Here is a 15,810-nt window from a genome sequence, read left to right as displayed (position 1 = left end):
GCTTGCCTAAGTCATCAATCGGTTTATTGCTATGCGTAAGCTAACAATTTTAGGTGCTACTGGTTCGATCGGTGCAAGCACGTTTAAAGTCATCGAACAGAACCCACAACAATTTTCTGTTGTCGCGCTTGCCGCGGGTAACAACGTCGCGAAAATGCGCGAATTGTGCCAGAGATGGCAGCCTAAGTATGCCGTCATGGCAAACGACGGTGCAGCCATGACGCTAAAACAGCAATTGGCAGAACTGAACATTGCCACTGAAGTACTTTCAGGCGTTAATGCAATGTGTCATGTCTCTTCCTTTGATGAAGTTGATACCGTTATGGCTGCGATCGTTGGTGCAGCTGGTCTATTGCCAACGATGGCGGCGGTGAAAGCGGGTAAACGCGTGCTGCTTGCCAACAAAGAAGCCTTAGTCATGTCTGGGCAACTGTTTATTGATGCCGTCAAGCAGCATGGCGCAGAGCTAATGCCTGTTGACAGTGAGCACAATGCAATATTCCAATGTTTACCGAGCGAGATTCAAACCAACTTAGGCCGCTGTGATTTAAATCAGCATGGTATCTCAAATATCCTGCTTACTGGTTCAGGTGGCCCATTCCGTTACAGCGATATTGATACGCTAAGCCGTGTTACACCTGAAGAGGCGATCGCTCATCCTAACTGGTCAATGGGGCCGAAAATTTCGGTAGATTCAGCGACCATGATGAATAAGGGGTTGGAATATATCGAGGCTAAGTGGCTGTTTAATACATCACGCGAACAGCTGAAAGTACTGATTCATCCTCAATCGGTTATTCATTCGATGGTGCAATATCGCGATGGTTCTGTGTTAGCGCAAATGGGCGAACCTGATATGGCGACGCCAATTGCGTTAACTTTGTCTTACCCTGATCGTGTATCAGCCGGTGTAGCACCTCTTGATTTTACGAAAGTTGGTCAGCTAACGTTTCTAGAGCCTGACTACGCTCGATACCCATGCTTGAAGCTGGCGATTGATGCCTGCTATGAAGGTCAACATGCCACGACCGCTGTCAATGCGGCTAATGAAGTTGCGGTCAGCGCATTCCTTGGTCGACAGTTGTCGTTTACTGATATAGCAGTGGTTAATCAGAAAGTACTGAACAAAGTCTGTGCTGATACTAACCAGTCGCACTGTCGCGACTTGGAAAGCATTCTCGAGGTCGATAGAATGGCAAGAGAATTAGCGGCCAATTGGGTAAGAGAGCGTAAGCTATGACCGGTATTTTATGGAACTTTGTTTCCTTCATAGTTGCTTTAGGCATCTTAGTCGCAGTCCATGAGTTTGGTCACTTTTGGGTGGCACGCCGTTGTGGTGTAAAAGTCGAAAAGTTTTCTATCGGTTTTGGTAAATCGATATGGAGTAAAGTGGGACAAGATGGCACTGAGTACAGTGTGTCTGTTATTCCGCTCGGTGGCTACGTGAAGATGCTTGATGGGCGAGTCGATGATTTGGCTCAAGGTGACGAGCAATATGCGTTCGACAGAAAGCCTTTGTGGAAGCGCACCGCTATTGTCGCCGCTGGACCTGCATTTAATTTCCTCTTTGCTATCTTTGCATACTGGTTGGTTTTTCTGATCGGTGTTCCCGCTGTGAAGCCTGTAGTTGGTCAAGTTACTCCTTATTCTATTGCTGCCCAAGCAGGTTTAGAACCTGGTATGGAACTAAAAGCCGTTTCTGGCGTCAAAACTGCGGATTGGGAATCGGTTAATATGGGTTTGATTTCTCATATTGGCGATGATCAACTCACCATAACCGTTGCGCCGGTTGAAGGTGTTGGTATCGAAGAAATTAAGCACTTTGACCTGCGTAATTGGAACTTTGACCCCGAGAAAGAGTCTGCTATGTCAGCGTTAGGGTTTGTACCTTATACGCCAGAAATCACGGCTCGACTCACCAGTGTCTCACCTGAGGGTGCAGGTGCACGTGCGGGGCTAGAAATTGGCGACCGCTTAGCCAAAGTGGATGGTGTTGAAGTCACTGATTGGCAGCAGGTGGTGACAAGTATTCAGCAGCACCCTAACTCTCCGGTTGAACTCGTCGTTGAACGCCATGGTCAAACTCTGTTACTGACCATCATTCCAGATAGTCGTGAGCTATCAGGTGATAAAGTAATAGGTTTTGCGGGAATCGCACCTGAAGTCGCAGAATGGCCAGAAAATTATCGCTTCGACTTACAATTTGGTGTAATTGAATCAGTCGGTAAAGCGGTTGAGAAAACAGGTCAAGTAATCAATCTGACTATCAGTATGTTGAAGAAACTGATAGTAGGTGATGTGGGATTGAATAACTTAAGTGGACCTATTTCTATCGCGAAAGGAGCCGGAACGACGGCCGATTACGGCTTAGTTTATTTCTTGGGGTTCCTCGCATTAATCAGTGTGAACTTAGGGATTATTAACCTTGTACCGCTGCCTATGCTAGATGGCGGACATTTATTGTTTTTTGCTATTGAGGCTGTAATCAGACGCCCAGTACCAGAAAAGGTACAGGAAATGGGTTTCCGCATAGGCGGAGCTATTATCTTCTCTCTTATGGCAGTGGCAATTTTCAATGATTTTGCTCGTCTTTAGCTGAGTAAAGGTTGAAGTAAGGAATAACTAAAACAAATATGGCGATGAAAAATATTCTGTTTGCCACCTTGTTAGCAACAAGCGTGAGTGCAAATGGTGCCGAGAACTTTGTAGTTCAAGATATCAAAATTGAAGGCCTTCAGCGTGTTGCACTCGGTGCGGCATTACTAAAAATGCCAGTCCGTATTGGAGACACGGTTGATAACCAAGATGTCTCTGAAATGATTCGTGCTCTTTATGCCACTGGTAACTTCGAAGACATCAAAGTTTTAAGAGATAATGATGTGTTGGTGGTTCAAGTTAAAGAACGACCAACAATTGCAAGTATCTCTTTCTCTGGCAACAAAGCAATCAAAGAAGAGCAACTACAGCAGAACCTCGATGCATCAGGTATCCGCGTTGGTGAAGCGCTTGACCGCACAACGCTATCTACGATTGAAAAAGGTCTTGAAGACTTCTATTACAGCGTAGGTAAGTACAATGCGAACGTTAAAGCTGTGGTGACGCCACTGCCTCGTAACCGTTCAGACTTAAAGTTTGTCTTTACTGAAGGTGTTTCAGCTAAGATCAAGCAGATTAACTTTATTGGTAATACACAATACACCGATGAAGAGCTCCTAAGCCGCTTTGAACTTAATGTGGATGTCGCTTGGTGGAACTTCCTATCTGATGACAAGTACCAAAAACAAGTGCTTGCTGGTGATATTGAGGCGCTGAAATCTTATTACCTAGACCGTGGTTATCTGAAGTTCCAGATCGATTCTACTCAGGTTGCTATTTCACCAGACAAGAAAGGGGTTTATATCACCCTTGGCCTTAATGAAGGCCTGCCTTACACAGTAAAAGATGTGAAATTCCGTGGTGAGCTGCTAGGCAAAGAGCAAGAATTTGAAAATCTAGTTACTTTTGAACCGGGTGAAACCTACAACGGTTCTGCGGTAACTGGATTGGAAGAAGGCGTTAAACGCCTGCTAGGCGAAGCAGGTTATGCTTATCCTCAAGTTCGCACCGTTCCTGAATTCGATGATGAAAACCAATCTGTTTCGCTGGTGGTGAACGTGGAAGCGGGTAACCGTATCTATGTTCGCGATATCCGTTTTGTGGGCAACAATGCGACGAAAGATGAAGTTTTACGTCGTGAAATGCGTCAAATGGAAGGCAGCTGGCTTAACTCCAAATCGATTGAAACGGGTAAAAACCGTCTTAGCCGTTTAGGTTTCTTTGAAACCGTTGATGTGCAGACCGTTCGCGTACCCGGTAGTGAAGACCAAGTGGATTTGGTCTACAGCGTAAAAGAAGCGAACTCAGGCAGCGTTAACTTTGGTATCGGTTATGGTACCGAGTCTGGTGTGAGTTTCCAGGTTGGTCTTCAGCAAGATAACTTTGCGGGTAGTGGTAACCGCGTTGGTATCAATGCAATGATGAACGACTACCAGAAAAACATCAGCTTAGATTACCGTGATCCATACTGGAACCTTGATGGTGTTAGTTTGGGCGGAAAGATCTTCTACAACGAGTTTGAAGCATCGGAAGCGGGTATCGTTGACTACACCAACGAAAGTTATGGTGCCAGCTTAACTTGGGGTTTCCCATTCGATGAGCTGAACCGTTTTGAAATTGGTGTCGGCTACACTCACAACAAGATTGGTAATGTTCCGACCTACGACCAAGCCCAACGTTTTGCTCAAAGTATCGGTCAAGCCGACGGCGATATCATTACCAATGACTTTGATATGAACATTGCGTGGACGCGAAATAACCTTAACCGTGGTTACTTCCCGACTGCTGGTAACTATCAACGTGCATTTGCTAAGGCAACGGTACCGAGCTCAGACGCACAGTACTTCAAACTCCAGTATGATGTAAGACAGTACGTGCCGATCACTAAGAAGCATGAGTTTACGTTACTGATGCGTGGTCGCTTGGGCTATGGTAATGGCTATGGCAAAACCGACGGCAACGACAACTTATTCCCGTTCTATGAAAACTACTATGCGGGTGGTTTTACAACCCTACGTGGTTTTGGCTCAAACAGTGCGGGTCCTAAAGCGGTTTACACAACCAACGGCAACCCAGATACCTGTAATAGCAGCAGTTGTGTGTCAGCAACCGACGATTCAGTCGGTGGTAACGCAGTTGCTCTTGCAAGCCTAGAGCTTATCGTACCAACGCCTTTCGCTTCTGAAGAAGTGAGAAGTCAAATCCGTACCAGTGTGTTTATTGATGCCGCGAGTGTATGGGACACTGAGTTTGTCTACGATCCTAAGTATGCGAATGATCCATACTATGGTGACTTCTCTGACCCGACAAACTATCGTGCGTCTTATGGTGCGGCGTTGCAGTGGATGTCTCCAATGGGACCATTAGTCTTCTCCATTGCGAAACCTATTGAAAGTTACGAAGGTGATGATGAAGAGTTCTTCACTTTCACCATCGGCAGAACCTTCTAATCTAGAGGAAATAAAAGTGAATAAAACGATTAAAGCGGCTGGTCTAAGCCTTGTTGTGATGACGTCTTCTTTTTTTGCAAATGCTGCTGAAGCGGCGCAAAAGATCGGCTATGTGAATACAGCTCAAGTATTTCAAGCGCTTCCTCAACGTGAAGTCGTATTGCAAAAAATGCAAGAAGAGTTCAAGGACAAAGCTGACGAGCTAAAGGCGATCAAAGCGCAAGCAAAAACGAAGATTGAGAAGTTGCAGCGTGATGGTGAACTACTTGGTCAGGAAGAAATAGAGAAACTACGTATTGAAATTGGTCAGCTTGATAGCAAGTACAAGATCAAGGGCCAAGCTTTGGAACAAGCTAGCGCACGTCGTGAAGCAGAAGAGAAGCAAAAACTGTTTATAACTATTCAGGATGCAGTGAAAAAAGTGGCTGAAAAAGAAGGCTACGACATTATTGTTGATATTCAAACTATGCAATACGGCAAACCTGAATTCAACGTGACAGAAAAAGTAATTAAACAACTAAAATAATTGATTATGGCGACACTTTCTTTAGCCGAATTGGCGACGATTACCGGGGGCGAGCTACATGGTGACGCGAACGCGACAGTGACCATGGTAGCGCCGATGGATAAAGCACAGGCAGGTCACGTTACCTTCCTGTCTAATCCTAAGTATGCAAAACACTTATCAGACTGCCAAGCAACAGTTGTGATGGTAAAAGAAGCGCAACGTGAACTTTGCGTGGGTAATGTACTGGTCGTCGCCGATCCGTATGTCGCGTTTGCAAGAGTCGCTCAAGCGCTAGATACCACTCCGATGCCAGCGGAATCAATCGCTCCGTCTGCTGTGATTGCGAGTGACGCTAAGTTGGGTACCAATGTGTCTGTTGGTGCCAATGCTGTGATTGAATCTGGTGTGGAACTGGGCGATAACGTTGTGATTGGTGCTGGATGCTTTATTGGCAAAAACGCTAAAATTGGTGCCAATACCAAACTTTGGTCAAACGTGAGCATTTACCACAGTGTTGAGCTAGGTTCAGATTGCTTAGTGCAAGCCAATACAGTGATCGGTGCTGATGGTTTTGGATATGCGAATGAAAAAGGTGAGTGGATTAAGATCCCTCAACTTGGCACTGTTCGTATTGGAAACCGTGTTGAAATCGGCTCATGTACGACGATTGATCGTGGTGCACTGGATGACACTGTGATTGAAGATAATGTTATTCTCGATAACCAGTTGCAGATCGCTCATAACGTACACATCGGATATGGTACTGCTATGGCTGGTGGTACCATTGTTGCGGGCAGTACTAAGATCGGAAAATACTGCATCATCGGCGGCGGCACTGTGATCAATGGTCATATTGACATTGCCGATGGCGTTACTATCACAGGTATGGGGATGGTAATGCGTGGTATTGAAGAGAAAGGTATGTACTCTTCAGGTATTCCGCTACAAACCAACAAAGAGTGGCGAAAAACTGCGGCACGTGTTCATCGAATTGACGATATGAACAAGCGCTTGAAAGCTGTGGAAAAACAGCTAGAAAATAAAGAAGACGCCTAGTTCTAGATGAAACTAAAAAGGCTCGCGTATTGCGGGTCTTTTTCATCTATAATGCCTCTCAGATACAAATTAGCATTCAACATAGGAATATGACTTTGACTACTGAAAACAAAACGATGAACATCACTGAAATTCAGGAATTACTCCCTCATCGCTACCCATTTTTGCTGATTGATCGTGTTATTGACTTTCAAGAAGAGAAATACCTTACTGCGATCAAAAACGTTTCAGTGAATGAACCTCAGTTTACAGGTCATTTCCCTCAACTACCTGTATTTCCTGGCGTACTGATCCTTGAAGCGATGGCACAGGCGACAGGTCTACTCGCATTCAAATCATTTGGTGCTCCTTCAGAAAACGAACTTTACTATTTTGCTAGTGTTGATGGTGCGAAATTCCGTAAACCGGTTGTTCCAGGTGACCAGCTAGTGATCGAAGTAGAATTTATCAAAGAGCGTCGCGGCATTGCTGCATTCAAAGGCATTGCAAAAGTGGATGGTGACGTTGTCTGTTCTGCAGAGCTAAAATGTGCTCGTCGAGAGTTTTAATATGATTCATGAAACGGCTCAAATTCATCCTTCAGCAGTGATTGAAGGAGATGTAAAGATTGCTGCCAACGTGACGGTTGGTCCGTTTACCTATATCTCAGGTAATATTGAGATTGGTGAAGGTACTGAAATCATGTCTCACGTTGTCATTAAAGGTCATACTACCATTGGTAAAGACAACCGTATTTTCCCACACGCTGTTATTGGTGAAGAGAACCAAGACAAGAAGTATGGTGGCGAAGCGACAACGGTTGTGATTGGTGATCGTAACGTTATTCGTGAAGCGGTACAGATTCACCGTGGTACGACTCAAGACAAAGCTACAACTGTGATTGGCAATGACAACCTACTGTGTGTTAATGCACACATCGCCCATGACGTTATCGTTGGTAACCACACACACGTGGGTAACAACGCTATCCTTGGTGGACACGTAACGGTTGAAGATTACGCGGGTGTTATGGCTCTTTCTGCGATTCACCCATTCTGTAAAGTGGGTGCCTACAGCTACATTGGTGGTTGTTCAGCAGTAGTGAAAGATGTACCACCATACGTTCTTGCTCAAGGTAACCACGCGACACCATTTGGTCTGAACCTTGTAGGTCTGCAGCGTAATGGCTTTGAAAAAGCAGAATTGCGTGCACTACGTAATGCTTACAAAGAGTTTTACCGTGCAGGCAAGACGCAGGCTGAAGCGAAAGTCGTTCTTGAAGAGATGGCTAAAGACTGGCCTTCAATCAAGCACTTCATTGAGTTTGTGGAAACGTCTGAGCGTGGTGTTATTCGCTAACCCAGCAGTCAAATGAATGGTAAAAGATCGTAGTCTTTCGGCTGCGGTCTTTTTTGCGTTTTAAAGCAATAAATCAGATAGGTCAGTCAGCAATGGAAAAACCATTACGAATTGGAATTGTCGCAGGCGAATTGTCAGGGGACACGTTGGGTGAAGGCTTTATCAAAGCGATAAAAGCGAAATACCCAGATGCAGAATTCGTTGGGATCGGCGGGCCGAAGATGATCGCTCAAGGGTGCCAATCACTGTTTGAGATGGAAGAGCTCGCGGTGATGGGATTGGTTGAAGTATTAGGTCGACTGCCGCGTTTGCTAAAAGTCAAAGCTGAGTTAGTTAAGTTCTTCACCGATAACCCTCCAGATGTATTCGTTGGCATTGATGCACCGGACTTCAACTTGCGACTCGAGTTAGATCTAAAGCAAGCGGGAATTAAAACCGTCCATTATGTTAGCCCGTCGGTTTGGGCGTGGCGTCAAAAGCGTATCTTCAAGATTGAAGCTGCAACCAACTTAGTGCTGGCTTTCTTACCATTCGAAAAAGCCTTCTATGACAAGTTTAATGTTCCATGTGAGTTTATCGGCCACACATTAGCGGATGCCATTCCTATGGAATCGGCTAAGGCACCAGCACGCGAGCTATTAGGTTTACAACAAGATAAGCAATGGCTAGCGGTATTGCCAGGTAGCCGTGGCAGTGAACTTAAGATGCTGGCAGAGCCATTTATCAAAGCTTGTCAGTTGCTGCATAAGCAATATCCAGAGTTAGGTTTTGTCGTTGCCTTGGTCAATGAAAAACGCCGTGAGCAATTTGAACAAGCTTGGCAACAAATCGCGCCAGAACTCGATTTTAAATTGGTTAATGACACGGCGAAAAACGTCATAACCGCAGCGGATACTGTGATGCTGGCATCAGGAACGGTCGCACTTGAATGTATGCTGCTTAAACGACCAATGGTAGTTGGCTACCGAGTCAATGCGATTACCGCGTTCATTGCTCGTCGTCTAGTCAAGACCAAATACGTTTCACTCCCCAATATTCTTGCTGATCAAGAGTTAGTCAAAGAGTACCTGCTTGAAGAGTGCACACCGGAGAATCTCTCTCGCGAAGTCACTCGTCTAATTGAAAATGGTGGTGAAAAGATGATTGAAAAGTTCACTGAAATGCATCACTGGATCCGTAAAGATGCCGATAACCAAGCCGCTCAAGCGGTGCTTAAACTGATCGGCAGAGAGTAAGACAATGACAAAACAGACAAAAGAACTCCCGCCATTTGAATACCCAATGGGTTATCAGTTAATCGCGGGGGTTGACGAAGTAGGGCGTGGTCCTCTGGTTGGTGATGTGGTGACGGCCGCTGTTATTCTTGATCCTAAGAATCCAATTGAAGGCTTGAATGACTCAAAAAAGCTGTCAGAGAAAAAACGCCTCGCCTTATTACCTGAAATTCAAGAGAAGGCGTTAGCATGGTCAGTTGGCCGTTGCAGCCCGCAAGAAATTGACCAGTTAAACATTTTGCAAGCGACCATGGTTGCCATGCAGCGCGCCATTGCAGGGCTGTCAATTCAACCCGATCTCGTGCTTATCGATGGAAACCGCTGCCCACAACTCCCTATGGACTCACAGGCGGTTGTAAAAGGTGACCTACGAGTTGCGGAGATCAGTGCTGCTTCCATTATTGCAAAAGTGGCTCGTGACCAAGAGATGGAAGAGCTGGACAAGCAGTATCCAGAGTTTGGGTTTGCAAAACATAAAGGCTATCCGACTAAGGCGCATTTTGATGCGATTGAGCAGCATGGTGTGATCGATCAACACCGCAAGAGTTTTAAACCCGTTAAACGGGCTCTTGGCATCGAGTAGAAAGCCCTGTTAAGGGGTATATAAGTACGCGATTTTCACTTAAAATACCCTATTCTCATCCCAAATTAGTTATCTTTCTGGACGATATTCATGTCAGACCCTAAGTTTATCCACCTTCGAGTTCATAGTGACTTTTCCATGGTTGACGGCTTGTCAAAAGTACCGCCATTGGTGAAGAAAGTGGCTGAATTGGGCATGCCAGCGGTGGCGTTGACGGATTTTACCAACCTCTGTGGTTTGGTTAAGTTTTACGGTACCGCGCATGGTTGTGGGGTTAAGCCGATCATCGGTGCCGATTTCTTGATGCAGTCGGCTGGGTTTGGTGATGAGTTAACAAAGTTGACGGTTCTAGCGGCTGACAATGTCGGTTACAAGAACCTAACGTTGCTTATCTCAAAAGCGTATTTGCGTGGTCATGTTCAGCACCAGCCTGTCATTGATAGAGAGTGGCTAGTTGAACTGTCTGAAGGTGTTATCTTACTGTCAGGCGGTAAAAATGGCGAAATTGGTAAGGCGTTATTGAAGGGCAACCACAAAGTAGTGTCTGAGTGTGTTGAGTTTTATCAAACCCATTTCCCAGATCGCTTTTATCTTGAGCTGACCAGAACCGGACGCGCCGATGAAGAGACTTATCTTCACTTCGCGTTGGAGCTAGCGGAACAAGCTGAGCTGCCTGTCGTTGCGACCAATGATGTGGTTATTCTCGATGAGTCCCTGTTTGATGCCCATGAAATTCGTGTTGCCATTCACGATGGCTACACTCTAGAAGATCCTCGTCGACCAAAAAACTACAGCCCTCAGCAATATTTGCGTAGCGAACAAGAAATGTGTGAACTTTTCTCAGACATTCCTGAAGCGCTTGAAAACAGTGTTGAAATTGCTAAGCGTTGTAACGTCACGGTACGTCTTGGCGAGTACTTCCTACCCGCCTTCCCAACTGAAGGGATGAAAGAGACCGAGTTTTTGGTCATGAAGTCTAAAGAGGGCTTAGAAGAGCGACTTGAGTTCCTTTTCCCTGATCCTCAAGTTCGTGCACAACGACGACCTGAGTATGATGAGCGCCTTGATGTTGAACTGGAAGTTATCAATAACATGGGCTTCCCAGGTTACTTCTTGATCGTAATGGAGTTTATCCAGTGGTCAAAAGATAACAGTATTCCAGTAGGGCCTGGCCGTGGTTCTGGTGCGGGCTCTCTCGTTGCTTACGCGTTGAAGATCACCGATCTTGACCCACTTGAGTATGACCTACTTTTCGAACGATTTCTTAACCCAGAGCGTGTCTCCATGCCCGACTTCGACGTCGACTTCTGTATGGACAAGCGCGATCAGGTGATTGATCACGTCGCAGAAATGTACGGTCGTGACGCCGTGTCTCAGATTATTACCTTTGGTACGATGGCGGCAAAAGCGGTAATCCGCGATGTAGGTCGTGTGCTTGGGCATGGCTTTGGTTTCGTTGATCGAATCTCCAAGCTGGTACCACCCGATCCGGGCATGACCCTCGAAAAGGCATTTAAAGCAGAGCCAGCATTACCTGAGTTGTATGAAAACGACGAAGAGGTAAAAGAGCTTATCGACATGTGTCGCATTCTAGAAGGGTGTACACGAAATGCTGGTAAGCACGCGGGTGGCGTAGTTATCTCTCCGACGACTATTACTGACTTTGCTCCGATATACGCGGATGCAGAAGGTAACTTTCCAGTTACTCAGTTTGACAAGAATGACGTAGAAACGGCGGGTCTGGTTAAGTTTGACTTCTTGGGTCTGCGGACACTGACCATCATCGACTGGGCTTTAGGCTTGATCAACCCTCGTCTTGAGCGCGAAGGTAAGCCTGCCGTCGCCATTGAGTCGATCCCTCTTGACGATCAGGCGTCATTTAACGTACTGCAAAATTCAGAGACGACAGCGGTATTCCAGTTGGAATCACGCGGTATGAAAGAGTTGATCAAGCGACTTCAGCCAGACTGTTTTGAAGATATCATCGCACTGGTAGCCCTGTTCCGTCCTGGTCCGTTGCAATCGGGCATGGTAGATAACTTTATTGACCGTAAGCATGGTCGAGAGGCAATCTCATACCCAGATGAAACTTGGCAGCACGAGTCTTTAAAAGAGACGCTTGACCCAACCTACGGCATCATCCTGTATCAAGAACAGGTAATGCAAATTGCCCAGATCCTTGCGGGTTATACTCTGGGTGGCGCAGACATGCTGCGTCGTGCGATGGGTAAGAAAAAACCGGAAGAGATGGCCAAGCAGCGCGGCACCTTCAAAGAGGGCGCGGAGAAGAACGGAGTTGATGGCGAGCTGGCGATGAAGATCTTCGACCTTGTGGAGAAGTTCGCGGGCTACGGCTTTAACAAATCTCACTCAGCAGCCTATGCACTTGTCTCTTACCAGACGCTTTGGTTAAAGACGCATTACCCAGCCGAGTTTATGGCCGCGGTAATGACTGCTGATATGGATAACACAGAGAAGGTCGTTGGCCTAGTTGATGAGTGTTTCCGTATGAAGCTAAAGGTGCTTCCACCCGATATTAATGCGGGTCTATACCGCTTTAATGTCGATGAAACGGGGGCGATCGTTTACGGTATCGGCGCAATTAAAGGGGTGGGTGAAGGCCCGATTGAAGCTATTCTTGAAGCGCGGAATAAAGGTGGCTACTTTAAAGATCTGTTTGATTTCTGTGCGCGTATTGACCTCAAGAAAGTGAATAAGCGAGTTATTGAAAAACTTATCTATGCAGGTGCTCTTGATCGCCTTGGGCCGCACCGAGCTGCGATGATGGCATCACTTGCGGATGCCGTAAAAGCAGCCAGCCAACACCACCAAGCGGAAGCATTTGGGCAAAGTGATCTTTTTGGCGTTCTGACAGAGGCTCCTGAAGAAGTTGAGCACAAGTACATCAAAGTTGAGCCATGGCCTGAGAAAGTCTGGCTAGAGGGAGAACGTGACACACTTGGCCTTTATTTAACAGGGCACCCTATAAATGCGTATAGTAAGGAACTTGGCAAGTACACCAGTTGTCGATTAAAAGATGCAACACCAACAAGGCGCGATCAGAGCGTGACTCTGGCTGGTCTGGTCATTGCTGCTCGTGTCATGACAACTAAACGTGGTACCCGTATCGGTCTTATGACGCTGGATGATCGCAGTGGCCGAATGGAGGTCATGCTGTTTTCTGATGCGCTCGATCGCTACGCAGAATTGTTAGAAAAAGATAAAATATTGGTCGTTTCAGGACAGGTCAGCTTTGATGATTTCAATGGTGGTCTTAAAATGTCCGCGCGCGAGGTCATGGATCTCGGAACCGCTCGTGAAAAATATGCACGGGGCCTATCGGTTTCAATTGATGAATCTCAAATTAATGACCGATTTTTTGAGCGGTTTAGTCAAATACTAGAGCCTCATAGGGCGGGGAGCGTTCCTGTCCATGTATACTACCAACGCTCAGATGCGCGAGCGCGTTTAACGTTGGGTACAGAATGGCGAGTTACGCCAAGCGACGCATTATTAGATGATTTAAAACAACTACTTGGGAAAGGCCAGGTAGAACTCGAATTTAACTAAGTTCGGTAGAAGGTTACCGAATAAGAAAGGATCTATAGATGAGCCTGAATTTTTTAGAATTTGAAAAACCAATCGCAGAGCTAGAAGCAAAAATTGAAGCACTACGTGATGTCTCTCGTCACGGTGGTGATTCTGGTGTTGATCTTGATAAAGAGATCGAACAGCTAGAGAAAAAAAGCTTAGAACTAAAGAAGAAAACATTTAGCGACCTTGGTGCTTGGGAAACTGCCCAGCTTGCTCGTCACCCATTACGTCCTTACACACTTGATTACATCGAGCATGTTTTCACTGAGTTTGATGAGTTGGCAGGTGACCGTCACTACGCTGATGACAAGGCGATTGTAGGTGGTATGGCTCGCCTAAATGGCCGTCCAGTCATGGTTATTGGTCATCAGAAAGGTCGTGAAACAAAAGAGAAAGTGAAACGTAACTTTGGTATGCCAAAACCAGAAGGTTACCGCAAAGCGCTACGTCTAATGCAAACGGCAGAACGTTTTAATATGCCGATCATTACTTTCATCGATACCGCGGGCGCGTACCCAGGTGTTGGTGCAGAAGAGCGTGGTCAATCTGAAGCTATCGCGACCAACCTAAAAGTGATGGCGGGTTTGAAAGTGCCTGTTATTTGTAACGTTGTAGGTGAAGGTGGTTCTGGTGGTGCACTTGCTATCGGTGTAGGCGACTACGTAAACATGCTTCAGTACTCTACTTACTCAGTGATTTCTCCAGAAGGTTGTGCTTCAATCCTATGGCGTGATTCTGACAAAGCGCCACAAGCTGCAGAAGCAATGGGTCTTATCGCTCCTCGCTTAAAAGAGCTTGAATTGATTGACGAAATCATCGAAGAGCCACTAGGCGGCGCGCACCGTGATCACCTTCAGATGGCTAAGAACATGAAAGATACGTTAGTTCGTCAGCTTGAAGAGTTAGAACAGTTCGATAATGACACGCTTCTTGAACGTCGTTACCAACGCCTAATGAGCTACGGTTACTGTTAATCTATACGGATTTTGCTTAAAGGCTGAACTAGGGTTCAGCCTTTTTTGTTTCCGGTGATAAACTGGTGTTTTGAATCGTCAAATGCTTTCTATTTATGAGTCTTAAGTCCCACTTTGCCACTGTTATTGAACGTCACGCTCAAGCTCAAGGTCGTCTTGTGCTTGGGTTAAGTGGCGGATTGGATTCACGGGTTATGCTCGACTTGATGGCCGAGTACAGTCGGAGTCAGCAGACTGAGTGTCTAGCGGTGCATGTTCATCACGGATTAAGTGTCAATGCCGATCAGTGGGCGCGACAGTGTCAGCAATGGTGTCAGCAACTCAATGTGCCTTTAGTCATTGAAAAAGTCCAACTGGATCGCAAAGGGCGTAGTTTAGAAGAGAGTGCCAGAGAAGCGAGATATCAGGCGTTAGTTAACCATCTCGAGAACGATGATCTATTGCTGACAGGGCAGCATGCAGATGACCAAGTAGAAACATTCCTACTCGCTCTCAAACGGGGAAGTGGACCTAAAGGCTTGTCTGCGATGGCAGAGGCGATGCCATTTGCACATGCTAAGATTGTCAGACCATTATTGACGATAAGCCGTCAACAGATAGAAGGTTACGCTGAGCAGAAGCAGCTAACTTGGGTGGAAGATGAGAGTAATCTTGACCAGCGCTTTGAGCGTAATTTTATCCGACATACTGTCTCTCCACCGCTGACGGAGCGGTGGCCTCACTTCAATCAAGCTGTCCAGCGGAGCGCAGAACTGTGTGCGGAGCAAGAGGCATTGCTTGATGAATTGATGAGTGACAAGTTGAACAGTGCGCTTCACAGTGATGCGAGTCTCGATATCAATACGTTGGCCACCTATAGTGAGTTAGTTCGAACTCGAGCATTGCGTATGTGGTTAGCTCGGCAAAACGTTCGTATGCCTTCGCGTGAACAGTTGAAGCTCGTATGGCCACAGGTTGCTTGTGCTCAGCAAGATGCAAATCCTCAGCTCGCGTTGATTGACGGACAAATCAGACGTCACGCCAATCGGCTCTATTTCGTCAGAGAGTGGCAACCTTTGATGAAGTGGCGGCAAGATCTTCGATTCGATCAAGCGTGTGTATTACCAGAAGATTTAGGCCGCTTAGTTCTTCGCAGTTCGTCGCATGGACAATTATCAAAACAAGCACTAAGTCAGGGAAAGCTACAGGTAATTTTTGAACCTCAGGGATTAAGTGCGCATCCCGTTGAGCGTGGGCACAGCAGAAAGCTCAAAAAATTGTTCCAAGAATATGATGTACCTAGCTGGCTACGACGTAGAACACCTATAGTAATTTGTGATCAGCAAGTTGTGGCGGTGGGTGATTTATTTATTGATCGCCATTTTGCAGGTCAGGATTGTGAACTCGTCTGGGACAAGCCATTGTTGTTTATGTAAAATTGTATACATAAGAACGCACA

General features: G+C 46.1%; 12 protein-coding genes. All 12 read left to right on the top strand.

Annotation, left to right across the window (positions count from 1 at the left end):
* Positions 1-31 precede the first annotated feature (31 nt).
* Positions 32-1,240: a 1-deoxy-D-xylulose-5-phosphate reductoisomerase gene (gene ispC, locus ACQEXT_RS11980; RefSeq protein WP_426952224.1), complete on the top strand. Its 1,209-nt coding sequence runs from the start codon at positions 32-34 to the stop codon at positions 1,238-1,240.
* Positions 1,237-2,595 carry a sigma E protease regulator RseP gene (rseP, locus tag ACQEXT_RS11975; protein WP_426952223.1) on the top strand — a complete coding sequence of 453 codons (1,359 nt, stop codon included), beginning with the start codon at positions 1,237-1,239 and terminating at the stop codon, positions 2,593-2,595. The genes ispC and rseP overlap by 4 nt, the downstream gene beginning before the upstream one ends.
* A gap of 38 nt (positions 2,596-2,633) precedes the next feature.
* Complete coding sequence (bamA, locus tag ACQEXT_RS11970) at positions 2,634-5,045, top strand: outer membrane protein assembly factor BamA (protein ID WP_426952221.1); 2,412 nt, start codon at positions 2,634-2,636, stop codon at positions 5,043-5,045.
* A 16-nt stretch (positions 5,046-5,061) separates the two neighbouring features.
* A complete protein-coding gene (locus ACQEXT_RS11965) occupies positions 5,062-5,571 on the top strand; it encodes an OmpH family outer membrane protein (RefSeq protein WP_426952219.1) in 510 nt (169 codons plus the stop codon).
* A gap of 6 nt (positions 5,572-5,577) precedes the next feature.
* Positions 5,578-6,609 carry a UDP-3-O-(3-hydroxymyristoyl)glucosamine N-acyltransferase gene (lpxD, locus tag ACQEXT_RS11960; RefSeq protein ID WP_426952218.1) on the top strand — a complete coding sequence of 344 codons (1,032 nt, stop codon included), beginning with the start codon at positions 5,578-5,580 and terminating at the stop codon, positions 6,607-6,609.
* Positions 6,610-6,704: 95 nt separating this feature from the next.
* Positions 6,705-7,157, top strand: coding sequence for a 3-hydroxyacyl-ACP dehydratase FabZ (gene fabZ / locus ACQEXT_RS11955; protein WP_138973449.1), 453 nt, complete (start codon positions 6,705-6,707; stop codon positions 7,155-7,157).
* A gap of 1 nt (position 7,158) precedes the next feature.
* Positions 7,159-7,947 carry an acyl-ACP--UDP-N-acetylglucosamine O-acyltransferase gene (gene lpxA / locus ACQEXT_RS11950; protein ID WP_138973448.1) on the top strand — a complete coding sequence of 263 codons (789 nt, stop codon included), beginning with the start codon at positions 7,159-7,161 and terminating at the stop codon, positions 7,945-7,947.
* 92 nt (positions 7,948-8,039) lie between these two features.
* The gene (lpxB, locus tag ACQEXT_RS11945) at positions 8,040-9,182 is read left to right on the top strand and encodes a lipid-A-disaccharide synthase (RefSeq protein ID WP_138973447.1); all 1,143 of its coding nucleotides are present in this window, start codon (positions 8,040-8,042) and stop codon (positions 9,180-9,182) included.
* A gap of 4 nt (positions 9,183-9,186) precedes the next feature.
* On the top strand, positions 9,187-9,804 hold the full coding sequence (gene rnhB, locus ACQEXT_RS11940; RefSeq protein WP_426952216.1) for a ribonuclease HII: 618 nt from the start codon (positions 9,187-9,189) through the stop codon (positions 9,802-9,804).
* A 90-nt stretch (positions 9,805-9,894) separates the two neighbouring features.
* Positions 9,895-13,374 carry a DNA polymerase III subunit alpha gene (gene dnaE / locus ACQEXT_RS11935; RefSeq protein WP_331416113.1) on the top strand — a complete coding sequence of 1,160 codons (3,480 nt, stop codon included), beginning with the start codon at positions 9,895-9,897 and terminating at the stop codon, positions 13,372-13,374.
* A gap of 38 nt (positions 13,375-13,412) precedes the next feature.
* Positions 13,413-14,372, top strand: coding sequence for an acetyl-CoA carboxylase carboxyl transferase subunit alpha (accA, locus tag ACQEXT_RS11930; RefSeq protein WP_138973444.1), 960 nt, complete (start codon positions 13,413-13,415; stop codon positions 14,370-14,372).
* Between the two features lie 95 nt (positions 14,373-14,467).
* Entirely contained in the window at positions 14,468-15,787 is a 1,320-nt protein-coding gene (gene tilS / locus ACQEXT_RS11925; RefSeq protein WP_426952215.1) for a tRNA lysidine(34) synthetase TilS, read from the top strand.
* The last annotated feature ends 23 nt before the right edge of the window (positions 15,788-15,810 follow it).

Source organism: Vibrio sp. TRT 29B02 (assembly GCF_050113655.1).
Taxonomy (GTDB): Bacteria; Pseudomonadota; Gammaproteobacteria; order Enterobacterales; family Vibrionaceae; genus Vibrio.
The sequence above is the reverse complement of the archived record's forward strand: the minus strand, read 5'-3'. Positions and strand labels throughout refer to the sequence as shown.

Excerpts from the sequence above, each read along its gene's own strand:
- ispC (WP_426952224.1), top strand. The coding sequence starts at position 32 with ATGCGTAAGCTAACAATTTTAGGTGCTACTGGTTCGATCGGTGCAAGC.
- tilS (WP_426952215.1), top strand. The coding sequence starts at position 14,468 with ATGAGTCTTAAGTCCCACTTTGCCACTGTTATTGAACGTCACGCTCAA.
- lpxA (WP_138973448.1), top strand. The coding sequence starts at position 7,159 with ATGATTCATGAAACGGCTCAAATTCATCCTTCAGCAGTGATTGAAGGA.
- dnaE (WP_331416113.1), top strand. The coding sequence starts at position 9,895 with ATGTCAGACCCTAAGTTTATCCACCTTCGAGTTCATAGTGACTTTTCC.
- lpxD (WP_426952218.1), top strand. The coding sequence starts at position 5,578 with ATGGCGACACTTTCTTTAGCCGAATTGGCGACGATTACCGGGGGCGAG.
- bamA (WP_426952221.1), top strand. The coding sequence starts at position 2,634 with ATGGCGATGAAAAATATTCTGTTTGCCACCTTGTTAGCAACAAGCGTG.
- accA (WP_138973444.1), top strand. The coding sequence starts at position 13,413 with ATGAGCCTGAATTTTTTAGAATTTGAAAAACCAATCGCAGAGCTAGAA.
- rnhB (WP_426952216.1), top strand. The coding sequence starts at position 9,187 with ATGACAAAACAGACAAAAGAACTCCCGCCATTTGAATACCCAATGGGT.
- rseP (WP_426952223.1), top strand. The coding sequence starts at position 1,237 with ATGACCGGTATTTTATGGAACTTTGTTTCCTTCATAGTTGCTTTAGGC.
- lpxB (WP_138973447.1), top strand. The coding sequence starts at position 8,040 with ATGGAAAAACCATTACGAATTGGAATTGTCGCAGGCGAATTGTCAGGG.